General features: G+C 57.9%; 20 protein-coding genes and 1 pseudogene. 10 read left to right on the top strand and 11 right to left on the bottom strand.

Annotated elements, in window-relative coordinates; translation table 11 throughout:
- Positions 1-163 precede the first annotated feature (163 nt).
- The 5 genes from epd (at position 164) to fba (ending at position 4373) form a co-directional block, all read left to right on the top strand.
- On the top strand, positions 164-1219 hold the full coding sequence (gene epd / locus BFP99_RS14320; protein WP_065947508.1) for an erythrose-4-phosphate dehydrogenase: 1056 nt from the start codon (positions 164-166) through the stop codon (positions 1217-1219).
- Between the two features lie 17 nt (positions 1220-1236).
- The gene (locus tag BFP99_RS14315) at positions 1237-2400 is read left to right on the top strand and encodes a phosphoglycerate kinase (RefSeq protein ID WP_027606038.1); all 1164 of its coding nucleotides are present in this window, start codon (positions 1237-1239) and stop codon (positions 2398-2400) included.
- A 29-nt stretch (positions 2401-2429) separates the two neighbouring features.
- On the top strand, positions 2430-2657 hold the full coding sequence (locus BFP99_RS14310; RefSeq protein WP_065947507.1) for a hypothetical protein: 228 nt from the start codon (positions 2430-2432) through the stop codon (positions 2655-2657).
- 60 nt (positions 2658-2717) lie between these two features.
- Positions 2718-3050 carry an MliC family protein gene (locus BFP99_RS14305; RefSeq protein ID WP_027606036.1) on the top strand — a complete coding sequence of 111 codons (333 nt, stop codon included), beginning with the start codon at positions 2718-2720 and terminating at the stop codon, positions 3048-3050.
- A 258-nt stretch (positions 3051-3308) separates the two neighbouring features.
- Positions 3309-4373 carry a class II fructose-bisphosphate aldolase gene (gene fba, locus BFP99_RS14300; RefSeq protein ID WP_003177554.1) on the top strand — a complete coding sequence of 355 codons (1065 nt, stop codon included), beginning with the start codon at positions 3309-3311 and terminating at the stop codon, positions 4371-4373.
- 105 nt (positions 4374-4478) lie between these two features.
- Here fba and BFP99_RS32000 read toward each other — a convergent pair whose 3' ends face one another.
- From BFP99_RS32000 to BFP99_RS31990, 3 genes are read right to left on the bottom strand one after another with little or no spacing between them, the layout of a single operon-like run.
- Entirely contained in the window at positions 4479-5696 is a 1218-nt protein-coding gene (locus tag BFP99_RS32000) for an MFS transporter (RefSeq protein WP_256098135.1), read from the bottom strand.
- Positions 5680-7281: a carbamoyltransferase C-terminal domain-containing protein gene (locus tag BFP99_RS31995; protein ID WP_218064738.1), complete on the bottom strand. Its 1602-nt coding sequence runs from the start codon at positions 7279-7281 to the stop codon at positions 5680-5682. The genes BFP99_RS32000 and BFP99_RS31995 overlap by 17 nt, the downstream gene beginning before the upstream one ends.
- A 14-nt stretch (positions 7282-7295) precedes the next feature.
- Entirely contained in the window at positions 7296-8390 is a 1095-nt protein-coding gene (locus BFP99_RS31990; RefSeq protein WP_083221179.1) for a SagB family peptide dehydrogenase, read from the bottom strand.
- 603 nt (positions 8391-8993) lie between these two features.
- Here BFP99_RS31990 and BFP99_RS31985 point away from each other — a divergent pair.
- Positions 8994-9129 (top strand): annotated as a pseudogene (locus BFP99_RS31985) (fructose-1,6-bisphosphate aldolase); the annotation flags it as partial.
- Between the two features lie 164 nt (positions 9130-9293).
- Here BFP99_RS31985 and BFP99_RS14295 read toward each other — a convergent pair.
- Positions 9294-9587 (bottom strand): fructose-bisphosphate aldolase, encoded by a 294-nt coding sequence (locus BFP99_RS14295; RefSeq protein WP_065947506.1) that lies wholly within the window; start codon positions 9585-9587, stop codon positions 9294-9296.
- 655 nt (positions 9588-10242) lie between these two features.
- A complete protein-coding gene (locus BFP99_RS14290) occupies positions 10243-10908 on the bottom strand; it encodes a polysaccharide lyase family 7 protein (protein ID WP_065925486.1) in 666 nt (221 codons plus the stop codon).
- A 308-nt stretch (positions 10909-11216) separates the two neighbouring features.
- Between BFP99_RS14290 and BFP99_RS14285 the strand changes: the two genes are divergently transcribed.
- The 3 genes from BFP99_RS14285 to BFP99_RS14275 are packed head-to-tail and all read left to right on the top strand — an operon-like array spanning position 11217 to position 14182.
- A complete protein-coding gene (locus BFP99_RS14285; protein ID WP_065925485.1) occupies positions 11217-13322 on the top strand; it encodes a putative bifunctional diguanylate cyclase/phosphodiesterase in 2106 nt (701 codons plus the stop codon).
- Between the two features lie 43 nt (positions 13323-13365).
- Positions 13366-13866 (top strand): M48 metallopeptidase family protein, encoded by a 501-nt coding sequence (locus BFP99_RS14280; RefSeq protein WP_065925484.1) that lies wholly within the window; start codon positions 13366-13368, stop codon positions 13864-13866.
- Positions 13867-13885: 19 nt separating this feature from the next.
- A complete protein-coding gene (locus tag BFP99_RS14275) occupies positions 13886-14182 on the top strand; it encodes a winged helix-turn-helix domain-containing protein (RefSeq protein WP_065925483.1) in 297 nt (98 codons plus the stop codon).
- 22 nt (positions 14183-14204) lie between these two features.
- On the opposite strand, the gene BFP99_RS14270 is transcribed toward BFP99_RS14275, so the two are convergent.
- Positions 14205-14657: a GNAT family N-acetyltransferase gene (locus BFP99_RS14270; RefSeq protein ID WP_065925482.1), complete on the bottom strand. Its 453-nt coding sequence runs from the start codon at positions 14655-14657 to the stop codon at positions 14205-14207.
- A gap of 200 nt (positions 14658-14857) precedes the next feature.
- Between BFP99_RS14270 and BFP99_RS14265 the strand changes: the two genes are divergently transcribed.
- Positions 14858-15595 (top strand): substrate-binding periplasmic protein, encoded by a 738-nt coding sequence (locus BFP99_RS14265; protein ID WP_065947505.1) that lies wholly within the window; start codon positions 14858-14860, stop codon positions 15593-15595.
- Between the two features lie 26 nt (positions 15596-15621).
- Here the strand turns inward: BFP99_RS14265 and yccS are convergent, their stop codons facing one another.
- From yccS to BFP99_RS14240, 5 genes are all read right to left on the bottom strand, one after another.
- On the bottom strand, positions 15622-17805 hold the full coding sequence (gene yccS / locus BFP99_RS14260) for a YccS family putative transporter (protein ID WP_065947504.1): 2184 nt from the start codon (positions 17803-17805) through the stop codon (positions 15622-15624).
- Positions 17806-18024: 219 nt separating this feature from the next.
- Positions 18025-19203: an NAD(P)/FAD-dependent oxidoreductase gene (locus BFP99_RS14255; protein ID WP_065938167.1), complete on the bottom strand. Its 1179-nt coding sequence runs from the start codon at positions 19201-19203 to the stop codon at positions 18025-18027.
- 182 nt (positions 19204-19385) lie between these two features.
- Positions 19386-20723 (bottom strand): ATP-dependent RNA helicase DbpA, encoded by a 1338-nt coding sequence (dbpA, locus tag BFP99_RS14250; protein WP_235865629.1) that lies wholly within the window; start codon positions 20721-20723, stop codon positions 19386-19388.
- Positions 20724-20853: 130 nt separating this feature from the next.
- Positions 20854-22281 (bottom strand): multidrug transporter subunit MdtD, encoded by a 1428-nt coding sequence (mdtD, locus tag BFP99_RS14245; RefSeq protein ID WP_065947503.1) that lies wholly within the window; start codon positions 22279-22281, stop codon positions 20854-20856.
- Between the two features lie 36 nt (positions 22282-22317).
- Complete coding sequence (locus tag BFP99_RS14240) at positions 22318-23208, bottom strand: alpha/beta fold hydrolase (protein WP_065925477.1); 891 nt, start codon at positions 23206-23208, stop codon at positions 22318-22320.
- Between the last annotated feature and the right edge of the window lie 66 nt (positions 23209-23274).

Genomic DNA, 23274 nt, shown 5'->3' with positions numbered 1-23274 from the left:
AACGCGGTGGCCTACTGGTCACCGCCTCTACTGTAGGAGCGAGCTTGCTCGCGAAGATCGTTAACGATAACGCAGCGTTTCTGGTTTAACGCGGCGCTCTCAGGTTCTTCGCGAGCAAGCTCGCTCCTACAGTGGTTTGTGTCGCCCACAATGCGAGAACCCCATGCCCCAAACGCGTCCCTACAAAGTTGCACTCAACGGCTACGGCCGCATTGGTCGTTGCGTCTTGCGTGCTCTGTTCGAGCGAGGGGCGGCAGCCGGGTTTGAAATTGTCGCGATCAACGACCTGGCCGACATGGCCAGCATCGAATACCTGACACGCTTTGACTCCACCCACGGCCGCTTTCCCGGCGAAGTGCGGGTCGAAGGCGATTGTCTGCATATCAACGGCGACTGCGTGAAAGTGTTACGCAGCGCCACCCCCGAGGGCATCGACTGGGCGGCGCTGGGCGTCGACCTGGTGTTGGAATGCTCCGGTGCCTATCACACCCGTGCCGATGGCCAGCGTTTCCTCGACGCCGGTGCTCCGCGTGTGCTGTTTTCCCAGCCGATGGCCAGCGAGGCGGATGTCGACGCCACCATCGTCTTCGGCATCAACCAGGATTGCCTGACCGGCAATGAGCTGCTGGTGTCCAATGCCTCCTGCACCACCAACTGCAGCGTGCCGCTGTTGCGCCTGCTGGATCAGGCGATCGGCCTGGACTACGTGTCGATCACCACCATCCACTCGGCGATGAACGACCAGCCGGTGATCGACGCCTATCACCATGAAGACTTGCGCCGCACGCGCTCGGCGTTCCAGTCGGTGATTCCGGTGTCCACAGGCCTTGCCCGCGGCATTGAACGCCTGCTGCCGGAACTTGCCGGGCGAATCCAGGCCAAAGCCGTACGGGTGCCGACGGTGAACGTGTCCTGCCTGGACATCACCATGCAAACCGTCAGCGACACGGATGCGACGGAGGTCAACCGGATCCTGCGCGACGCCGCCACCAGCGGCCCGCTCAAAGGCTTGCTGGCCTACACCGAGTTGCCCCACGCCAGTTGTGATTTCAACCATGACCCGCATTCGGCGATTGTCGATGCCAGCCAGACCCGCGTTTCCGGTCCGAGGCTGGTGAACATCCTGGCCTGGTTCGACAACGAATGGGGCTTTGCCAACCGAATGCTCGACGTTGCGGAACATTATCTGCATATCGCCTCTAAACAACCTCAACAGTAATTCAGGAACTGCCACCCATGACCGTGTTGAAGATGACCGACCTCGATCTGCAAGGTAAGCGCGTACTGATTCGCGAAGACCTCAACGTCCCCGTCAAGGACGGTGTTGTCACCAGCGATGCGCGAATCCTGGCCTCGCTGCCGACCATCAAGCTGGCCCTGGAAAAAGGCGCGGCCGTGATGGTCTGCTCCCACCTGGGTCGCCCGACCGAAGGTGAGTTCTCCGCCGAAAACAGCCTCAAGCCGGTAGCCGACTACCTGAGCAAGGCCCTGGGCCGTGACGTGCCGTTGGTGGCTGACTACCTGGGCGGCGTCGACGTTAAGCCTGGCGACATCGTGCTGTTCGAAAACGTGCGCTTCAACAAAGGCGAGAAAAAGAACAGCGACGAACTGGCCCAGCAATACGCCGCCCTGTGCGACGTGTTCGTGATGGACGCTTTTGGTACCGCCCACCGTGCCGAGGGTTCGACCCACGGCGTGGCCAAGTTCGCCAAGGTGGCGGCTGCCGGCCCATTGCTGGCGGCTGAACTGGAGGCACTGGGCAAGGCCCTGGGCGCTCCGGCCCAACCGATGGCTGCCATCGTTGCTGGCTCCAAGGTGTCCACCAAGTTGGACGTGCTCAACAGCCTGAGCCAGATCTGCAACCAGTTGATCGTCGGCGGCGGCATTGCCAACACCTTCCTGGCTGCAGCAGGCCACCCGGTGGGCAAGTCCCTGTACGAGCCGGACCTGCTCGACACCGCCCGCGCCATCGCCGCCAAGGTCAGCGTGCCGTTGCCGGTGGACGTGGTGGTTGCCAAGGAGTTCGCTGAAACCGCCGAAGCCACCGTCAAGCTCATCGCCGACGTGGCCGCCGACGACATGATCCTGGACATCGGCCCGCAAACTGCAGCCAACTTTGCAGAACTGCTGAAAGCCTCCCAGACCATCCTGTGGAACGGTCCGGTCGGCGTGTTCGAGTTCGACCAGTTCGGCAACGGCACCAAAGTGCTGGCCAAGGCCATCGCAGACAGCTCGGCATTCTCCATCGCCGGCGGCGGCGACACCCTGGCGGCCATCGATAAATATGGCGTTGCCGACCAGATCTCCTACATTTCTACCGGTGGCGGTGCATTCCTCGAATTCGTCGAAGGCAAAGTCCTGCCCGCCGTGGAAGTGCTGGAAACCCGAGCCAAAGGCTAAAGCTCGTGATCCGGAAAAGGAGTATTCCCATGATCAAGTCGTTGGCAATGGTGATCGCAGCGGGCCTGTTGGCCGGCTGCGGCAGCACGCCAAGCGCAGCGCCGGCGGCAGGCAAACCTGCCACGGAGCTGAAAAAAAGCTGCTATCAGGCTGACTGGCAAGCCGAGACCATGCCGGTAATCAACAAGCGCATCGGCAACGAACGGCTGGAGAAATACGACTCCGCGCCCAACGGTCAGGAACAGGGTTGCCCTTGACGGGTCTGATCAACTAACCGACGGCATCGGCGGCCTTTGGCCCCGCTGCGAGGATTGGCAATGAAAGGCGTTTTCGCCCTGGCAGCCCTGGCCCTATTGGCCGGTTGCAGCAGCATGAACATGTTCAACAAGGCAGAGCCGGAAGGTAAGTGGACCACCTGGACCTGCGACAGCAAGGCCGAGGTCAACTGGCGCTTCGCCAACCAGGCCCGCAGTGAGGTGGATGTACGCCTCGGCGGTTCCGACCAGGTTTATCGCCTCAAACAGGATGTGGCGGCTTCGGGCGTGCTGTACAGCAACGACCAGTTGGCGTTTCACACAAAAGGTGAGGAAGGCCTGGTTTACTGGGTTGCCACCGACGATTTGATCGGGCGCGGCTGCAAGGCCCAGTAAATAGAACGCGGTCTCAACATCGATGAGACCAAAATGTGGGAGGGGCGGTGCGACGATTCGACTTGCCCCCGATAGCGGTGGATCAGCCAACAGAGTCATCACTGACAGGCTGTCATCGGGGGCAAGCCCCCCTCCCACATCAGCAATAACGATTCAGCACGCCAGGCATGCAAAGCCTGACCTGCAATAACTTGAATAGCAGCCGCCGCTACGGCAGGCTTGCACGATTAACGACCCTCGACCGGGAGAGACAACACAATGGCACTTATCAGCATGCGTCAAATGCTGGACCACGCAGCCGAGTTCGGCTACGGCGTCCCAGCCTTTAACGTCAACAACCTTGAGCAGATGCGCGCCATCATGGAAGCCGCTGACAAGACCGACTCCCCAGTGATCGTCCAGGCTTCGGCCGGTGCGCGCAAATACGCCGGTGCCCCGTTCCTGCGTCACCTGATCCTCGCCGCGATCGAGGAATTCCCACACATCCCGGTGTGCATGCACCAGGATCACGGCACCAGCCCTGACGTGTGCCAGCGCTCCATCCAGCTGGGCTTCAGCTCGGTGATGATGGACGGCTCCCTCGGCGAAGACGGCAAGACCCCGACCGACTACGAGTACAACGTACGCGTAACCCAACAAACCGTGGCCATGGCCCACGCCTGCGGCGTTTCGGTTGAAGGCGAACTGGGTTGCCTGGGTTCCCTGGAAACCGGCATGGCCGGTGAAGAAGACGGCATCGGCGCCGAAGGCGTGCTGGATCACAGCCAGATGCTGACCGACCCGGAAGAAGCTGCCGACTTCGTCAAGAAGACCCAAGTGGACGCCCTGGCGATCGCTATCGGCACCAGCCACGGCGCCTACAAGTTCACCAAGCCACCGACTGGCGACGTACTGGCCATCGACCGCATCAAGGAAATCCACAAGCGCATCCCTAACACCCACCTGGTGATGCACGGTTCTTCCTCGGTACCGCAAGAATGGCTGGCGATCATCAACCAGTACGGCGGCGACATCAAAGAAACCTACGGCGTACCGGTTGAAGAAATCGTCGAAGGCATCAAGTACGGCGTGCGCAAGGTCAACATCGACACCGACCTGCGCCTGGCGTCCACCGGCGCGATGCGTCGCCTGATGGCCACCAACCCGAGTGAGTTCGACCCGCGCAAGTTCTTCGGTGCGACTGTGACCGCGATGCGTGATGTGTGTATCGCTCGTTATGAAGCGTTCGGTACTGCCGGTAATGCTTCGAAGATCAAGCCGATCTCGTTGGAAGCGATGTACCAGCGGTATTTGAAAGGTGAGTTGAACGCTAAGGTGAATTAAGCCTGAGGCGTTAAAAAGAAGCCCGCAGCGATGCGGGCTTTTTTTGTTTTTGATTAGGTAAGTTTGAGAGACAGGAGATTCGCGGGATGATCGTTTGATTCTGCACTAGCTGACAGGTGCGTTCGATTGTTTTCTGTACAAATATAAATAGACCGCAATGGACAGCGATGCAGTTAAAAATGCCATGCCCGCAGCCACAACAAAAGGTGCTGGGCGACCACCTGCGATTATTAGCATTGTTCCTAAAGAAGGTCCCGTTATAACGCATAGTATTTGGATGCTTCTGAAAGACATGGATACTCTTCCGATATTGTCAGTAGGGCATAATTGCTGAAGGATTATATTTGAAGATATTATTAGCGTTTCATAACCGAAGCCATTCAAAAACCAAACCAATGGATAGAGATAGGCTCTTCCAGGTAATTGGAAAAATACTAAAACTGCGGTCAGGATTAATGCGGTAGAGAAAACAACTAATGCGCTGGACCGAAGAAGAATCTCATCGAAATTGCTCAATTTGAATTTCATCAGCAATGCGGCACATATTGCACCTCCGGCTGTTGCTGAGACGATTATTGAAAAATTAACTGGAGGTAAACCTTCATAGGCTAGAAAGGACGCCAAATGTGGGTCGTAAATTCCTAAAGCCAGCGATGTAAGCAGGGAGTACAAAAAGCCTATGCGTAGTTGAAAGGGCAAGGCATTGAATATAGAGAGTCCTCTTGTAATGTCGCGATAAAGTGGCAGGGCGTTGGTAGCGGTGCCATTCATTTGCGTTCGGAATGCCAGGCAAATAGACCTTAGGAGTGGGAAGGTTAATAAAACGGCGACTGCCGAAAAAAAGAATAAATTCTTAGGTGATAATACTGCCGTTAATACGCCTGCAAGTAACGGCGCAAAAATTTTGGAAGATTGATCAAATACACTTACGTGGCTGAAAAAAGATTTGCGCTCCTCGGCATGTATCAGTTGCCGAACTATAATGGTTATCGAAGGAAAGTAAAATAAATTTGACACGCCTTTGAAAATGACGAAAAGCAAAAAGCTCTGAAGATCTGGAGACACTGCTAGCCCTACGGTAGACAGTGTGCGGAGTAAGACGCCGGATACTAGTGTTTTCCTTACGTCATATCGATCTATCAGCGTTCCTACGATAGGACCTAGAAACAACATAGGGGCACCCAGGCAAAAGGCCAAGAACGCTATTGATGAAGGAGAGGCATGCCATAGATAAACAGGAACCGTGAAGATTAAAAAAATATCAAGCCATAGTGAGAAACTGGATAGCGCTTGCACGAAAATAAGCTTACTTGACGTTTTCATCAGGTCGATCTGAATGTAGGAAAAGTGTGTCTTCAAATACGAACCCGTCGAGCTCATGTTCACTGGCGAATCGATACAAGTCGCTAAGTCTATTTATAAAGCCGCGTCCGTTAAAATTTAAGGAGGTGTTACAAAGTACGCCGACTCCTGATATAGCACGATAGGCGACTAGCAGTTGATGTATACGAAAATTTTGCGATTTATTGACTGATTGAGGGCGCGCTGAGTTATCAACGTGCGTCACCGCCGGAATGCTAGCTGAAATAACTTTGCGAAACTCCAGCATGTAGGGGGAGGGGTTAGACGGGCAGAAGTATTCAGCCATACATTCTTCTAAACATATCGGTGCTATAGGGCGAAATCCTTCGCGCTTCTTGATTTTGTTCAATCTAATGAGATTTTCTCTAGGATAGGGCGCCGCTAATATTGAGCGATTTCCCAGTGCTCTAGGACCCATTTCATATCTGCCCTGCACCCAACCTAATATGCAGCCTTCATGAAGTAATCGCGCTACACGTCTCGTATCATAGGGTTCACTAATGAAGGTGCCTGTGTTATCTGTGTCAGAATGTGATAGCTCCCCTGCATAGGGTGACCAAGTTACTTTGGCAAGTCCTTTGGTATGCAGTAATGCATCAATCGCAGTTCCAATTGCAGACCCGCTGTCGTTTGTGCACGGAGGAATAAATACATCAGAGAATAGTTGTGTCTCTTTCCATTTTGAGTTCCAGTCACAATTTAATCCGCATCCGCCAACAATTAATAAAGGTGCGTCATCAAAGACCAACTGCTGTGCAAAATCACGAAAAAGATTGAAGATTGCGTTTGAAAGATGATATGCAAGTGATGCAAATCGAGGGTTGTTGAGTCCAATATTATAATATGCACTGTTACGGAAATGGTGCTTGTGAAGCTTTCTAAAGTCTATGTTCTTGTCTACTAGGGTGGTTATTATGTGTCTGGCGTCTTCGTCAAGATCGCCATTTTCTCCATAAGCAGCAAGTGCCATGAGTTTGCCTGCATCACTTAAACGAATTTGTCCCGCTCCAAGATTAAAAGTAGGATCTGCGAGCGCATATAAAAAAGCAAATCTGTCCCCAGGGTTTTCAAGTGCACTACCTAATTTGGTAATGTTTACGTTTTCATCAATTCGATAGAATGCACCGAAATAGCCCTCCCAGAGCAATGCATAGCAAGGCTGTCCTTGTGGAAAGGGTGAAAGCCCGTATCCGCATAAAAGGTGTGAGCGTTCATGTGAGGATGAAAAATAAGTAACATTATGACCAAATATTGAACGTTCTTGATGAATAATCTTCTTTAGTCCTGAATAGCCTGCACCAATGATGTCACTTTCTGAGTTCAGTCCTCTACTCCAACCGCTCTGAGCTACTATATCCACGGGTTTGTTAATCATGTGAGAAACTTTCAGTAGTGCGTCAGGTGTCACGCTTGAAAAACGAAGGCCGTTATCTTTTTCTGCTTCTACAGAAAACTCCAAGTGGTTCCCAACAATTAGGGCTACCGCCCCGTCATGTCCATCTTTAAGGCCAAGTATTACAATGTCATTATTTTCTACATTGACCATGCTCAGTCCCCTCATTAGATTCCGTCGAGTAGTTTTCTAACTTCTGTGGTGTACGAACTACCCGTTCCATTCCCCGCACCCACCAAAAAAATGACTTGCTCTGAAGGAAGGTTGACCTCTAAGAGTTCATTTATTTCTTTGTCATGAAAGTAACCGGTCAGCCAAGGATGTAAGCCAAGCGCCGTAATTAATAAATTTGCTGTTTGTGATAAATGTCCAACGTCCAGCAGCATTGGGCGATAGGCGCGGGAGTGGGGGTATTTCCACCAGAGCTTGTCAAAGCGAGAAGTAAAAAAAATTGCGAATGCTAAGTTGTTTGCCCAGTGCTGGCCGCATAAATAAGTAGATATTACTTCAGGCGGAAGGTCGCGTACCTTCTCCAGAGTATGCTGTTCACTTATATAATGATAAATGCCGGGGGCAAGATCCTCGACATTTCGCACCCATACATAACCCTCCGTCGCTTGTAAGCCTCCGGCCGAAGGTGATGTTCTTCTGAAACCGAATTTTTGAGCGCCAATCGGCGCGTCGTAATCGGTCTCTTTCTTATCCGCTAAAGTTCCATACAGTATGGTTGCCAGTGATAATATTGATACTGAAGTGTCAAAAAAATCTCGGCAGGTATGACGCGCCAAAAGCGTCTCCCAAAGACTCGCTTCTTTAATAGCCGAAAGGTTTGGAGGTGGTAGTAAGGTCTTTTCTCCTCCTTTTATTAAAGAAATATTTGGTTCGTTTTTATGAATTGACTTGCAAAAGTTTAAGTAGCTTTTGGCATATTCAATGTACATTTCAGGCTTGTCTGGGGTTGGCGAATTCGGGTGAGATGTCCCAATATGGAATATTTTTGATAGCACGTCCCAGCCCCATTCATCGGCTGGTTTCACTTCATACAGTACTCCGGAGGTGTCTATGGATATGTCATCGGCTGTATCCGATACGAAATCGCCTGCGGAAAAACTCACTAACCGCTCAAATTCTCTTGTGCTTATTTGGTATTGGACGTGATTTCTGTAGTCCCACAAATAAGCTGCGCCATCTTTAAGCACTAAAAATATGTCGTTCGAGAGCCATTTTTTTTTCGCAGTACACATAGCCGCCTGACCACCCATGAGTGAGGTTCATTTTTAGTGGCTGCCTGGGCCGAAGCCCAGGCGGTACATCATTATTTAATCGCTAGCTTTCTGCTATTAGAAGCTTCGATAACGCTACCCCCATCGTTGGGAATAAATTTGTAGTGAGGTACAGTCACCGTCTTAATTGAGAAGTGAGGGGTCTGGTACGCGTCGTTTGACTGATTGTTGAGCGTCGGTTCTATAATTGCACGTTTCATATATAGTTCCTCTGTGTTGGTGCCTTCGCAGATTTGCGATGCACTTAAACCGTATGAGGGCTTGTTATGGATGTCAATTTGTGTTTTTTGAATTGTATTGTTTTTCAGTTGAGTCTTTGTGTGTTTTTGTAGGGGGTTGTCGGATAGTTCTGATTGCTATTTCCTACATCTCGCTCCATCGCGGATATCTAAAAATACTGATTAATACACAAGGCGGTAACATCCAGTTGCACATATGCCGAAGATTCGGTTGTCGTTGTGGTTCACATGTGTTTATTCGCGGGTGCTCAATTTAGAGCGTTCAGTCGGGGGCACCAAGTGCGGCGTATGGAATGCCTACGTTGATAGTGACCTGTATCTGGGGTTTACCCTATCGGCCTTGAACGCCATGCGTGCTGTGTATTACGCGTTATAAAGCGTGTGGTACTGCGGGTAATGCTTCGAAGATCAAACCTGTCTCGTTGGAAGCGATGTATCAGCGGTATTTGAAAGGTGAGTTGAACGCTAAGGTGAACTGAGCCGAAAGCGTTTGAAAAGAAGCCCGCAGCGATGCGGACTTTTTTGTTGGTGGAATTTTATTTGTTGTATTTATTGAAATGTCCGTTAAAGCGGACATTTCGCGGCGGGCTCCCCAAAAAGTCCGCTATAGGTGACATTCAGGTTGTTTGAAGTGAAGCCTTGATCAGCCAGGGGCTGGTCTATCGAAACCCCGGTGCTCAATCACCCGAAACACATCGCTCACGTCCTGCACCAGGATGCGTGCGGTATTGGCCACGTTATTCAAGTCGCGCTCTGCAAAGTCCGGCAGGCTGGAGCAGGCCAGCAGGTTGAGGTGTTCGAGGGCGGCGTTGAGGCGTTCTCGCAGGCAGGCGTGGAGGTCGAGCAGTGGGGCGTCGCTGTCGATCAGGAGCACGGGATTGTCGGTGGCGGTTTCGGTGCAGGGGTAGAAGCGGCGGGGTGGTACTTGGCTCTTCATGGAAAATCCTTAACTCAATAGAAGAATGGCCACCGTTTGCTGCGAAACAAATAAGGTGGCAACTGTGCGCGGGTTCGCAGACCGAGGAGTTAAGACCCGGCAGACCCGAAGGTCTCCCACGCACAGCCGCCATAACAAAGACGGCCTTCGGCAGGAATGCCGGGGCTGTTTTGACGGGTGCGGTTTTAACTCTGTAGGGCTGCGAAACCCTATCGCCAGTCAATGCCGGCGACGGGGCGAACTATAAGCGGCGATTTTGCTTGTCGCAATGGTCGTGTAGGACGAGCACAGAGTCTTCAGGCAAAGCAGATCAACTGCGGGAGCCGGGCTTGCCCGCGATAGCCATGCATATCTGCACATCTTTGGTGAAAATATTACCCGAGCCCACGAGGCTCTTGTGGTGAGCGGGCTTGTCCCGCGCTGGGCTGCGCAGCAGCCCCAATAAGGTCACCGCAGAGTGCCAGAATCACTCAAGGTGAAGGTTTTGGGGCTGCTTCGCAGCCCAACGCGGGGCAAGCCCGCTCACCACAGAGTTATGTGTCAGCACTTTAAGTGCCTATGCCGCTATCGCGAGCAAACCCCGTTCCCACAGGGATGGTGGCGTGTTTAATACGGTCGCTTCACCGAGGAATCGTCCTTGGCGTCACCGGACACTTCACTCGTGATCAATATCCAACTTGGCAAACGTCACCTTGGCGCCTTCCTTGCTGTCCCCGCTGTTGTCCTGCACATAAGCGCCTGCCTTGAAGTACAGCGGCTTGGCGGCCCACGCGGCACCGATACGCTCGTTCCACTCACTGTCGGCGGCGTACACGCTGAGCAGGCCGGCCTTGTTGAGGTTGATCACGTAGGTGAAGCTTTTCTCCAGCGGCACATTGGACGCGACGATGATCACGCGGCTTTCATCTTCGTCCGGGCGCATGCGCACCTTGGCGACGATGTTGCCGGTCTGGGTCTTTTCCTTGAACTGGTATTCGAGCTTGATCAGCGGTTTCTGGCTGTCATAGGCGTGGATCTGGCCGATGACGATCTTGCCGCTGGAGGGCACCTGGTTCACCGCCAATGTGGCCCGCAGGAAGTTGTCGGCTTCGGGGTAGGTCCAATTGCGCAGGCGGCCGTCGGCGTAGGTTTCGCGCAGTTCGCTGCGCGGGTACACGGCGTTTTCGGTGCGGGTGCCGGTGACGGGGGTCCAGAATTGCACGTTGCTGCCTTCGGCCTGGAAGTATTGGTCGTTGAAGCCGCTGAGCAGCCTGGGCGTGTCGATCGTCGCGGGGGGCGAGCCGACCGGAATGCTCAGGTTCCAAGTGGAGAGGTCGATCATGGCATTGGCCTTTTACAGGGGGTGAAGGCTTTGGCCCGGGGGCCTGACAGGTTCTTTATAGGCGGTGGCCGGCCAGTTGTTAAACGTTTGCTGGCAATTTATTGGCGCCAAGGGAATGCCAAAAAGCCATGTTTCCCATGAACCGTGGGCTGTAGAGGTTGACCGTTAGTCGGCTGACTGAACTTTGGCGCAATGATGGCGTCCACGTCACTTCTGATTTTCAGGATCCGGGGCTAGAGTGAGGCCTCAATGTTTGTCCGGGTTTTCTCTCAGAAGTGACCGGAGTAGACCCAAGGAAGAGACCTAGCATGGAATGCGCTCCACCTCATGGCGATGGCAGTTCGGTTCTTCTGGTGGTCGATGACTACCCGGAAAATCTGATCAGCATGCGTGCGCTTCTGCAGCGTGATGATTGGGTGGTGATCACCGCCGCGTCCGGGGTGGAAGCCCTCGAGTTGCTGCTGCAGCATGAGGTCGACCTGGTGCTGCTGGATGTGATGATGCCCGGCATGGACGGTTTCGAAGTCGCTCGCTTGATGCGCGGCAGCCAGCGCACGCGCATGACCCCGATCATTTTTCTGAGTGCCAACGCCCAATCCCCCGCCGCCGTGCTGGAAGGCTACGCCAGCGGCGCCATCGACTACCTGTTCAAGCCCTTCGACCCGCACATCCTCAAGCCCAAGGTCCAGGCGTTGCTGGAGCATCAGCGCAACCGCCGGGCCTTGCAGCGCCTGAGCCATGACCTGGAGTCCGCCCGGGCGTTCAATGCCTCGGTATTGGATAACGCCGCCGAGGGCATCCTGGTGGTGAGTGAAGAGGGCGTGATCGAATACGCCAACCCGGCGATTTCGCGCCTGCTCAATGCCACGATCCAGGAACTGCAAGGCCAGGACTTCCTGAGTTTCCTGCAAAAGCCCCATGTGCCCACTTGGCCGGATTCGCAAATGTACGCCGACTACCGCCGCGGTGAAACCTGGCGCCTGCACGATGCGCTCCTGCGCACCAGCCGGGGCCAGCAAGTGCCGGTGGCGTTGTCCTGCGCGCCGCTGCCCGCAGAGCAGAAGGCCATGGTGGTGACGGTGCTGGATATGTCCGAAGTGCGCCACCTGCACCAGCAGCTGGAATTCCAGGCCGTGACGGATCCGCTGACCGGGCTGTTGAACCGGCGTGGTTTCTACCAGGCGGTGGAAAACACCTTATCCCGCAGTGAGCGGACAGAGCAGTCCCTGGTGTTGCTGTACCTGGACCTCGACGGTTTCAAGCGGGTCAACGACTCCCTGGGTCATGATGCCGGCGACCGTGTATTGCGCTGGGTCTCGGAGCAATTGCAGGGCTGTCTGCGCTCCTACGACATTATTGGCCGCATGGGCGGCGATGAATTCACGGCGCTGCTGGAGCTGGAGTTCCCGGAGCAGGCGGCAAAGATCTCGGAAAAGCTGATCGAGCGAGTGTCGGTGTGCCAGCAGGTCGACGGTTTGGATGTCATGCTCGGCGTCAGCATCGGCATTGCCACCTTCCCGGATTGCGGCGCGGATTTGAGTGGTTTGCTGCGCGCGGCCGACATCGCCATGTACGAAGCCAAGCGCGCCGGCCGCCAGCAATATCGCTATTACGACCAGGAAATGAACGGTCGCGCCCGCTCGCGGCTGATGCTGGAAGACAGCGTGCGTACGGCGATTCAAAACAAGGATTTCACCCTGGTCTATCAGCCCCAGGTTTCGCTGGTGGATGGGCGTTTGCGCGGCGTTGAGGTGTTGTTGCGCTGGCGGCACCCCAGCGTCGGCGATGTGCCGCCGGGGCTGTTTTTACCGTTGCTGGAAGAGGCGCGGCTGATCAGTCAACTGAGCACGTGGATCTATCAGCAGATCGCCGCCCAGCGCCAGGCGTGGCAAGCCGCGTTCGACGATGAATTGGTGTTGAGCGTGAGCCTGAGCAGCAGCCAGTTCAATATGCCGAACCTGGTGAACCAACTGCAGCAGATGCTCGAGCGCTATGGGCTGGAGGGGTACCAGTTGGAGGTGGAAATCAGCGAGGACTGCCTGATGAGTAACCTGGAAGAGGCCGCCAAGCAGCTCAAGTTGCTGCGCCGTATCGGGGTGCGTATCGCCCTGGATGACTTCGGTTCGGGACAGTGTTCCCTGGCGCATTTGCGCGACCTGGCCTTCGATACACTCAAGCTTGATCCGCAATTGGTTGCGCGGCTGCCGGGCTCGGTGCGGGACGCGGCGATGGCGCGCAGCATTATCGAGCTGTGCAGGCATTTTGAGGTGGTCGTGGTGGCCGAGGGCGTGGAAACCCAGGAGCAGGCCCAGTGGCTCAAGGCCCAGGGTTGCCCGTTTATCCAGGGGCCGTGGGCGGCGCAGCCCCTGATGGCTGAAGAAGTGGTCGACTGGTCACGCGCCCGCGTGCGCTGAATTCGCTACACTGGCGCCCATCCGAATCCTGTTGCAGACCCCAATGACCGCGCTGAAATACCTCCAGGCCTACCCCGCTGCCCTCCAGGAGCAAGTGCGCCAACTGATCGCCAAGGACCAGTTGGGCGCCTACCTGGAGCAGCGTTACCCCGATCGCCATGGGGTGCAGAGCGACAAAGCCCTGTACGCCTATGCCCAGGCCTTGAAGCAGGAACACCTGCGCAACGCGCCGGCCATCGACAAAGTGCTGTTCGATAACCGCCTGGACCTGACCCACCGCGCCCTGGGCCTGCACACCACGATTTCGCGGGTGCAGGGCGGTAATCTCAAAGCCAAGAAAGAGATCCGCATTGCCTCGCTGTTCAAAGAGGCCGCGCCGCAATTCCTGCGCATGATCGTGGTTCATGAGCTGGCGCACTTCAAGGAATCGGACCACAACAAAGCGTTCTACAAACTCTGCGACTACATGATGCCCGGCTACCACCAGGTGGAATTCGACCTGCGGGTATACCTCACGTATCGCGACCTGCAGGGCAAGCCCTGACCGCACAAGGCGACCAACCATGGATGTGAGCAAGACCAAAAGCAGCTTCTACCGCCGGCTGTACGTGGCGTACCTGATCGACAGTGGGCTGGCCAGCAGCGTCCCGGCGCTGACCGATGTCACCGGCATGCCCCGGCGCACCGCGCAGGACACGATTGCGGCGCTGGCGGACCTGGATATTGTGTGTGAGTTCGAGCAGGAGGATGGGGCCCGCAACCATGCCGGGCATTATCGGATTCGCGATTGGGGCGCGATTGATCGGGGGTGGATCGAGGTGAATCTCAGCCAGATCAAGCGGGTTCTGGGTTACCCCTGAGTTCAGCGGTGGCTGGGCGGCCTCAAGCGCGCCGCATCCCGATATGCGGAATGTCATCCTCCAGGTATTCCTCACCCGCCACCACAAACCCATACCGCCCGTAATACCCCTGCAGATGGGCCTGGGCTGACAGGAAGATCGGCATCTCAGGCCAGATCTCGTCAATCTGCCTGAGGGTTTCTTCCATCATCTGGTGCCCCAGCCCGGTGCCCCGTGCAACCGGCGCCACGATTACACGGCCGATCACCACGTCGCCGCCCTGGGACTCCGGGTCCAGCAGGCGCAGGTAGGCCACCAGCTCGTCGTCTTTCCACGCCATCAGGTGGTGGGTATCGCCCGCCAGGTCTTGCCCGTCGATATCCTGGTAGACGCACTTCTGCTCGACAACGAAGACCTCGCCGCGCAAACGCAAAATGGCGTACAGCTGCTCCTTGCCCAGGTCGGTGTGATGTTTACAGACCCAATCGACTGTCATGGTGTGTTCTCACTTGAATGTCTGTTCTGGATAGTAAGCGCGACGGACGACTCTGTCTAAATCGAGTATTTTTGTGAATGAAATCAATTTGCCATCATTGAGTGCTCTCGACATCCGTTTCTTTGTGTAATCTGAGCTAATGTTAGAACCTCAGGCCCTGCCTGAGCCAAGGCCACCGCCCGCCGCCAAGGATTTTGAGCATGCCGCGATTGTCTCGTGCCGTTGCTTTGATTGGAGTGTTGTTGCTGGCGACACCTGTGTTCGCACAGCGTCTGCGCCTGGTCGCGGATGCCTGGCCACCGTTTACCGATGCCACCTTGATCAACGGTGGCCTGGCCACCGATATAGTCACCACGGCCTTGGCCCGTGCGGGCTATGCCAGCGACTTCCAACAGGTGCCCTGGGCGCGGGCGCTGATGGGGGTGGGCGATGGGCGCTATGACGTGCTGGTCAACGCCTGGTACGACGAGGCCCGTACACAATTGGGGCAGTTTTCCGGCGAATATCTGCTCAATCGCGTGCGTTTCATCAAGCGCCGTGACGATCCCATCGAGTTTCAGAACCTGGAGCAGTTGCACGACTATCCCATTGCCGTGGTGCGCGGTTATGCCTATTCAGCGGCGTTCGATGGGGATGGGCAGTTGCAGAAAGTGCCGGTGCATAACTTCGCCATGGCGGTGCGCATGCTGGCGGCGCAGCGGGTGCGGTTGACCGTGGAGGATGAGTATGTGGCGCGCTATTACCTGTCGCGCGAGTCGGCGCGGGTGCGCAATGCGGTGGAGTTTCTGCCCACGCCGCTGAGCGAAAACAGCCTGCATATTCTGGTCAGCCTGAAGAACCCCGAGCATGCGCAGATTGTGGCGAGCTTTGACCGCGAGATTGCCAGGATGAAGGCGGATGGCAGTTATGAGCGGTTGATGAAGGCCCATGGCATGTAGTGCCTGTGCGGGCCCCCGATAGCGACCTAAGCCGCGCTGGTGTCCTTGATCAAATGCGCCGCCAAGGTGCGCAACGGCCCCAATTGCCGGCATATCAACGCCAACTGCGTCTGCACCAACCGCTGCCCTTCATCAATCTCATCCGGCATCTGCTCCAGGTCCGCCGCCAAGGCCTCCTCGGCATCGCTCTGAATCGCAATCGGCTGCTTGTTAGCCAGCCCGGTGGCGATTTCGTCAATGCTCGCCGCCAGGCTATTGCCGGCGCCATCGATCAAGTGCGCGCGCACCTCGGCCGGCAGTTGGGTTTCGCGGTGTGCCCCGAGCCCCGACAGGTAGCTGAGCAAGGTGTGCGACAGCACCAGGAAGCGGAAGCCCACATCCGCTTCCTTACGGAAATGCCCAGGCTCCATCAGCATATTGGCCAGGGTGGTGGACAGCGCCGCATCGGCGTTGTGGGCATTGCGCCGGGCCAGGCGGTAGGCCAGGTCGTCGCTCTTGCCAGCGGCGTATTGCTGCATGATCTGGCGCAGGTAGATGCTGTTGCAGGTCAGGGTGTTGGCCAGCACTTTGTTCAGGCGCCGGCCTTGCCAGTCCGGGAGGAACAGGAACACCGCCAGGCCCGCGATCAGGCTGCCAAGCAGGGTATCGAACAGGCGTGGCAGGAACAGTCCGTAGCCATCGCCCACCTGGTTGAAGCAGAACAGCACCATCAGGGTGATCGCCGCCGTGGCCAGGGTGTAGCGGGTGGTGCGGTTGATAAAGAACACCAGGCCGGCGGCGATGGCGAACATCGATTGCACCAGCGGGCTTGGGAACAGGTCGAACAGCGCCCACGCCACGGTGAGGCCGATGGCGGTGCCGATGATTCGCTGGCCGAGCTTGCGCCGCGTGGCACCATAGTTCGGTTGGCAAACAAACAGCGTGGTGAGGATGATCCAGTAACCCTGGGAGGCGTGGATCGCATGCAGCATGCCGTAGCCGACGGTCAGCGCCAGGGACAGGCGCAGTGCATGGCGGAACAGCAGCGATGTCGGCGTGAGCTGGGTGCGCAGGCGCGTCCACATTTCCTTCAGGTTGCGTGGGGCGCGGTCCAGCAGGTTGCTGTCGGTGGCGTCGGCCAGGGCGTCGGGGTTGCTGGCGTCGCCGAGCAGGCGGTCGAGCGTGGACAGGTTGGCCGCCAGGGCGCGCAAGGACCGCAGCAGGCCGCGCCAGGCCGGGTTGCTCTGGATGCGCAGGTGTTCCAGGGAGGCATTCAGGTCGCTGAGGGCTTCGGCGAAGCTGTCGTCATAGATGAACGGCTGGCGCAGCTGGATCGACTCGGCCAGGGCCTGGCAGGCCTTGCCTTGCTGACGCAGCAGGCGTTGGCAGCGGAACAGTACATCGCTGTGGAAAAACGCATCGGCCAGGGCGTTGTAAGGATAGTGGGACGAGCTGGCGCGTTCGTGGATGTCCTGGGCCAGGAAGTACAGCTTGAGGTAGCGACTGACCTTCGACCCCGGCCGGCCATTGCCGACACGGTGCAGGATGATTTCCTTCGCCGCATTCAGCGCCGCCACCACCCGGCCGTTTTGCTGGGCCAGTTCCAGGCGGCGGGCTTCCACGTCCAGTTGGCGAATCGGTTCGAACAACGATGATTTGAGCTTCAGGTAACGCCCCAGCTCGCGGAACAACCGCGCCAGGCTCTGCTGCACCGGCTGGTTGGAGAACAGCGCCTGCCACAGCACCGATAACGCGCCGTACCAGGCGGCGCCGGCCACCAGCAGCAACGGCTCGTGCCAGAAATCACTGACGGCGCCGCCGCGCTGGTCCACGCCGATCATGGTGTAGACCGACAGGATCAAGGTGGCCGAAGCAATCGCGCCATAGCGTTCGCCCAAGGCGCCGAGCATGGTCAGGCAGAACGTGGCCAGGGCCAGGGAGATGGCGAAAATCCAGGGGTAGGGGAACAGCAGCTCCACCGACAGCGCGGCGATGCTGAAACACACCAGCGTCACCGCCAGGGCGTTGAGGCGGCCTTGCCAGCTGTCGTCGGTCTCGGCCAGGGCGCTGGCGATAATCCCCAGGAACAGCGGGATCAGCAGGGCCATTTCATCCTGATACCAGCACAGCGCCATGCTGCCGGTGAGGGCGATAAACACCCGGATGCTGTAGCTGAATTTATCCAGCGCCCACAGGCGCCGCATGGACTGCTTGAACGAGGTCGATGACATGAAGTCTGGAGTCTTCCGGGACGATGCCGCTAAATTGAGCCATCAGTGACGCCACGGCAAGGGTGGTGATCACATCTGGCAGCAAATTATTCCCAGGTATACCGTAAATCAAATGTGGGAGGGGGCTTGCTCCCGATTGCAGTGTGTCAGTCAGAACATCTATCACTGATACACCGCTATCGGGAGCAAGCCCCCTCCCACATTTTTTACTGCGTCGTGTCAAACAAACTGCGCGGCAGCGTAACCGGAAGCCCAGGCCCACTGGAAGTTAAACCCGCCCAGATGCCCGGTCACATCCAGCACTTCCCCAATAAAGTACAGGCCCGGGCTTTTCAGCGATTCCATGGTCTTGGACGAGACTTCCCGCGTATCCACCCCGCCCAAGGTCACCTCGGCCGTGCGGTAGCCCTCGGTGCCCGCCGGCACCAGTTGCCAGCTCGAGAGTTTTTGCGCGATATCGGCCACTTCAGCGTGGGTGTACTGCTTCATCGGCTTGGACGCGAACCAGGTGTCCGCCAGCAGGTTGGCCATCTTCTTGGTGAAGATTTCACCCAGCAGGGTTTTCAGCTCGCTGTTGGGGCGCTCCACCTGCTGCTGTTGCAGCCAGGTGTGGGCGTCGTGGTCGGGCAGCAGGTTGATCTCCAGCGTGTCGCCGGACTCCCAGTAGGAGGAAATCTGCAGAATCGCCGGGCCGCTGAGGCCGCGATGGGTAAACAGGAGGTTCTCGCGAAAGCTCTGGCCGTTGCAGCTGACCAGGCAATCCACCGAGGTCCCGGACAGCTCGCCACACAAGTCCTTGAGCTGGTCGGTGATGGTGAACGGCACCAGCCCGGCGCGGGTCGGCAGCAGTTCGTGGCCGAACTGCCTGGCGACTTGATAGCCAAAACCGCTGGCGCCCAGGGTCGGGATCGACAGGCCGCCGGTGGCGATCACCAGGGATTCGCAGCGCAGTTCACCCAGGGTGGTCTGCAACTGGTAGCCGCTGTCGACCTTGGCGATTTCTTCAATCGAGGTGTCCAGGTGCAGGCTCACGCCGGTCTGGATGCACTCGTCCAGCAGCATGCCGAGGATGTCACTGGATTTGTTATCGCAGAACAGCTGGCCGAGTTTCTTCTCGTGGTACGGCACACCGTGCTTGGCCACCAGCCCGATAAAGTCCCACTGGGTATAGCGGGCCAGGGCGGACTTGCAGAAGTGCGCGTTGTGCGAGAGGAAGTTGGCCGGCTCGGTGTACATATTGGTGAAATTGCAGCGGCCGCCGCCTGACATCAGGATCTTCTTGCCGGCCTTGTTCGCATGGTCGAGCAACATCACCTTGCGCCCACGCCCGGCGGCGGTCAGTGCGCACATCAAGCCTGCGGCGCCGGCGCCAATGATCACAACTTCGGTCGAGCGCACAGCAATGTCCTCACAAAAATAGGGGGCTGAAATGCAATCAAAACTGGGGGAGGGGGCTTGCGCCCCGATTCAATGGGGCTGCTTCGCAGCCCAGCGCGGGGCAAGCCCGCTCACCACAGCAAGCCCGCTCACCACAGCAAGCGCCCTCCCACATTGGATCTCCATATAGGTCGGAGACCGTGTTACAGGATCCGAACGCGCAACGAACGGCCTTTGATCTTGCCGTCGTTCAAGCGCTGCAACGCCTGCTTGGCGATGCCGCGTTCCACGGCCACGAAGGCCTGGAAGTCGAAGATCGCGATCTTGCCGACCTGGGCACCCGGGATGCCGGCTTCGCCGGTCAATGCGCCGAGGATGTCGCCCGGGCGCACCTTGTCTTTGCGCCCAGCGGCGATGCACAGGGTGCTCATCACCGGCAGCAGCGGACCACCGCTTTGCGGCTTGAGGTTGTCGAGTTGGTCCCAGTTCAGCGGCGACTTCTGCAGTTGCTCGATGGCCTGGGCGCGATGCGCTTCGGACGGCGCTACCAGGCTGATGGCGATGCCGGTCTCACCGGCACGACCGGTACGGCCCACGCGGTGGATGTGGATTTCCGAGTCGCGGGCCAGTTCGACGTTGATGACCATGTCCAGCGCGTCGATGTCCAGGCCGCGGGCGGCGACGTCGGTGGCCACCAGGACCGAAGTACTGCGGTTGGCGAACATCGCCAATACCTGGTCACGGTCGCGCTGTTCCAGGTCGCCATGCAGGCCGACGGCGGAAATGCCCTTGGCCGTCAGGTGATCGACGGTTTCCTGCACTTGCTGCTTGGTGAAGCAGAACGCCACGCAGGAGGCCGGACGGAAATGCGCCAGTACCTTGGTCACGGCGTCCATGCGTTCTTCCGGGGAGATCTCGTAGAAACGCTGCTCGATCTGGTCGTCGGAGTGGAACGCTTCGGCTTTCACTTGCTGCGGCGCGCGCATGAATTTCGACGCCAGTTGCTTGATGCTCACCGGGTAGGTGGCCGAGAACAGCAGGGTCTGGCGGCGCGGCGGGGTCTTGCTGATGATGTCTTCGATGGCGTCGTAGAAGCCCATGTCGAGCATGCGGTCGGCTTCGTCGAGGATCAGGGTGTTCAAGCCGTCCAGCACCAGCGAACCCTTGCGCAGGTGTTGCTGGATACGGCCCGGGGTGCCGACGATCACGTGGGCGCCGTGCTCCAGGGAGGCGATCTGCGGGCCGAGAGACACGCCGCCGCACAGGGTCAGGACCTTGATGTTGTCTTCGGCGCGGGCCAGGCGGCGGATTTCCTTGGCGACCTGGTCGGCCAGCTCACGGGTCGGGCACATCACCAGGGCCTGGCAGCCGAAGTAGCGCGGGTTGATCGGGTTCAGCAGGCCAATGCCGAACGCCGCGGTCTTGCCGCTGCCGGTCTTGGCCTGCGCAATCAGGTCCAGCCCCTTGAGGATCACCGGCAAGCTTTGCGCCTGGATCTGCGTCATCTCGACATAACCCAGCGAGTCGAGGTTAGCCAGCATGGCGGCGGACAGGGGCAAAGTATTAAAAGCGGTGGCGATGGTAGTCACGGGACTGGCTCTGCAAAACAAAATGTCGCGCAGTGTACCAGCCCTGTGGGAATTTCCCCGCAAGTTCTAGACGAGACGCCGGTTAATGCTCGATATGCTGTTCCGGGCTGGCCGCCCGTTTGCCGTCTTGGGGCGACAGTTGCAGGAAGATCGCCGCCGCCAGCATTGCCATGATGCCCACGGTGAGGAAGGTCAGCTGGAAGGCGCCGAGCACGCTTTCCACGCCATCGTTGCCGGACTCGGCAGTAAAGCCGCCAAGCAACGCACCGGCGCATGCTACCCCAAGGCTCAGGGACAATTGCGCCACCACTGACAGCAAGCTGTTGCCGCTGCTGGCCTGGGCGTCGTCAAGGTCGATGAGGGTGACGGTGTTCATCGCGGTAAATTGCAGCGAGTTGATTGCCCCCAGCACCGCCAGCATGGCCAGCAGCAGCGGGTAGGGCGTCTGTTCGCTGACCAGGCCCATGCTCGCCAGCATGATGCCCAGGGCCAGGGTGTTGCCGGTCAGCACCACGCGATAACCCAGGCGCTCGATCAACGGGCGCGCCACCGACTTGGCGAACATCGCCGCCGCCGCCAGGGGCAGCATGCTCATGCCGGCCTGGGACGGCGAATACCCCAGGGCCACTTGCAGCAGCAACGGCACCAGGAACGGCAAGGCACCGCTGCCCAGGCGCGCGAACAGGTTGCCGAGGATGCCCACCGCAAACGTGCGGGTCTTGAACAGCGCCGGTGAAAACAACGGGTTATCGATATGCCCGGCGCGCAGCCAGTACGCCGCCAGGCACGCCAACCCGCCGAACAGCAGCAGCATCACCCGCAGGTGGGGCAGATGCAGCTCGCCCAGACCTTCCATGGCAATGGTGATCAGCACCATCGCCGCGCCGAACAGCAGGAAACCGAGGCCATCGAAGCGCGTGCGCTCGCTGCCGCGCAGGTCGGGGATGAATTTCCACACGGCGTAGCAACCGATCATGCCCACCGGCAGGTTGATCAGGAAGATCCAGTGCCAGGTCAGGTATTGCACCATCCAGCCGCCCATGGTCGGGCCGAGCAAGGGCCCGAGCAGGCCGGGGATAGTAATGAAACCCATGATCCGCACCAGCTCGGAGCGGGGGTAGGCGCGCAGCACCACGAGCCGCCCGACCGGCAGCATCAGCGCACCGCCGAGGCCCTGGATGACCCGCGCGCCCACCAGCATGGTCAGGCTGCTGGACAGGGCGCACAGCAAGGAGCCGATGCTGAACAGCATGATCGCACCGAAGAAAATCTTCTTGGTGCCGAAGCGGTCGGCGATCCAGCCCGAGGCCGGGATCAGCAAGGCGACGGTGAGCATGTAGGCGATCACCACCCCTTGCATGCGCAGCGGGTTTTCCGCCAGGTCCCGGGCCATGGCCGGCAGTGCCGTGTTGAGAATCGTCCCATCCAGCGATTGCATGAAGAAGGCAATCGCGACCACCCAGGGGAGCCAGCGGGCGGTCTTGGCATCGAGAGGGGCACGATCTGGCATGGGGTACCTTTTTGTTAGCCGGCTATGTGTCGGCGATTATGCGCCATTCGTCGCTCCTTTTCCCACTGGCGGTTCGTCTAAGTCCGACAAGTTCGCGTGCTCTCCCACCAGGAAATCCAACAACGCCCGGTGCACCGCCAAAGCGGCCTCGCGGGACTCCAGGTCGAGTAAATGCCCAGTGTGTTCGGCCACCGCAAAGCTGCTGTGGCCCACGTACTGTTTGAACAGTCGGGCCTCGGCGGCGGGGGTGTATTCGTCCAGCGCACCATTGAGAAAGTGCACCGGGGTTTCGATCTGCCGCAGCGCCGGCAGGTAGTTGCCATCACCCAATGCCAGCACCTGGTGGATATGAAAGCGCGCCTGGCGGTACTCGGTGGTGGCCATGTTTGACAGGTGCCGATGGTTGTTGCGCTTGAGGCGTGGCGACAGGTATTTGCCGACGGTCTCGTTCAGCAGGTGGCCGACGGCGGATTTGTCATCGGCCTCGATCAGCACCCGCACGCGCTCCACATAGTCGAGCATGGCCTGGTTGAGGTTGGGCGCCAGGGCCATCACCACCGAGCTTTCGATCGACGGCGGGTTGTGCGCCAGGGTCAGCAGCGTGGAGATGCCGCCCCAGGAGGCCGAGACCAGATGGTTGACCTGGAAGCGTTCGACCAGGGCGCGCAGGATTTGCACCTCGTCATCCTTGGTCACCAGGTCGAGGTCGGTGTTGTGTTCGCGGGAATAGCCCGAGAAGGGCAGGTCGAACAACAACACATTGAAATGCTCGGCCAGGCATTTGCTGGTACGGGCGAATGAGCGTGTGGTGGACAGTGCGCCATTGACCATCAGAATGGTGTTCTTTTCCGAATCGTTTCCCAGTTGCTCAACATGAACGTTGTAGTGCTTGAACAGCTTTTCTATGACAAAACTTCCATGGTTCATGTCAACGCTCCAGCTTGCCCTTCCCGGGCAAGGTCGTGCTCTCGTGGGTGGGGTGGCGGGGTGCCA

Origin of the sequence: Pseudomonas sp. 1 R 17, from assembly GCF_900067035.1 — a bacterium.
Classification (GTDB): domain Bacteria; phylum Pseudomonadota; class Gammaproteobacteria; order Pseudomonadales; family Pseudomonadaceae; genus Aquipseudomonas; species Aquipseudomonas marginalis.
Note: the sequence above shows the minus strand (reverse complement) of the source record. Positions and strands in the feature narration are given on the sequence as shown.

Excerpts from the sequence above, each read along its gene's own strand:
- BFP99_RS32000 (WP_256098135.1), bottom strand. The coding sequence starts at position 5,696 with ATGAAAACGTCAAGTAAGCTTATTTTCGTGCAAGCGCTATCCAGTTTC.
- BFP99_RS14280 (WP_065925484.1), top strand. The coding sequence starts at position 13,366 with ATGACCGCGCTGAAATACCTCCAGGCCTACCCCGCTGCCCTCCAGGAG.
- BFP99_RS14315 (WP_027606038.1), top strand. The coding sequence starts at position 1,237 with ATGACCGTGTTGAAGATGACCGACCTCGATCTGCAAGGTAAGCGCGTA.
- BFP99_RS14275 (WP_065925483.1), top strand. The coding sequence starts at position 13,886 with ATGGATGTGAGCAAGACCAAAAGCAGCTTCTACCGCCGGCTGTACGTG.
- BFP99_RS14285 (WP_065925485.1), top strand. The coding sequence starts at position 11,217 with ATGGAATGCGCTCCACCTCATGGCGATGGCAGTTCGGTTCTTCTGGTG.
- BFP99_RS31995 (WP_218064738.1), bottom strand. The coding sequence starts at position 7,281 with ATGGTCAATGTAGAAAATAATGACATTGTAATACTTGGCCTTAAAGAT.
- BFP99_RS31990 (WP_083221179.1), bottom strand. The coding sequence starts at position 8,390 with ATGGGTGGTCAGGCGGCTATGTGTACTGCGAAAAAAAAATGGCTCTCG.
- mdtD (WP_065947503.1), bottom strand. The coding sequence starts at position 22,281 with ATGCCAGATCGTGCCCCTCTCGATGCCAAGACCGCCCGCTGGCTCCCC.
- BFP99_RS14295 (WP_065947506.1), bottom strand. The coding sequence starts at position 9,587 with ATGAAGAGCCAAGTACCACCCCGCCGCTTCTACCCCTGCACCGAAACC.
- BFP99_RS14310 (WP_065947507.1), top strand. The coding sequence starts at position 2,430 with ATGATCAAGTCGTTGGCAATGGTGATCGCAGCGGGCCTGTTGGCCGGC.
- BFP99_RS14290 (WP_065925486.1), bottom strand. The coding sequence starts at position 10,908 with ATGATCGACCTCTCCACTTGGAACCTGAGCATTCCGGTCGGCTCGCCC.
- epd (WP_065947508.1), top strand. The coding sequence starts at position 164 with ATGCCCCAAACGCGTCCCTACAAAGTTGCACTCAACGGCTACGGCCGC.
- dbpA (WP_235865629.1), bottom strand. The coding sequence starts at position 20,723 with ATGCTGGCTAACCTCGACTCGCTGGGTTATGTCGAGATGACGCAGATC.
- fba (WP_003177554.1), top strand. The coding sequence starts at position 3,309 with ATGGCACTTATCAGCATGCGTCAAATGCTGGACCACGCAGCCGAGTTC.
- BFP99_RS14305 (WP_027606036.1), top strand. The coding sequence starts at position 2,718 with ATGAAAGGCGTTTTCGCCCTGGCAGCCCTGGCCCTATTGGCCGGTTGC.
- yccS (WP_065947504.1), bottom strand. The coding sequence starts at position 17,805 with ATGTCATCGACCTCGTTCAAGCAGTCCATGCGGCGCCTGTGGGCGCTG.
- BFP99_RS14265 (WP_065947505.1), top strand. The coding sequence starts at position 14,858 with ATGCCGCGATTGTCTCGTGCCGTTGCTTTGATTGGAGTGTTGTTGCTG.
- BFP99_RS14270 (WP_065925482.1), bottom strand. The coding sequence starts at position 14,657 with ATGACAGTCGATTGGGTCTGTAAACATCACACCGACCTGGGCAAGGAG.
- BFP99_RS14240 (WP_065925477.1), bottom strand. The coding sequence starts at position 23,208 with ATGAACCATGGAAGTTTTGTCATAGAAAAGCTGTTCAAGCACTACAAC.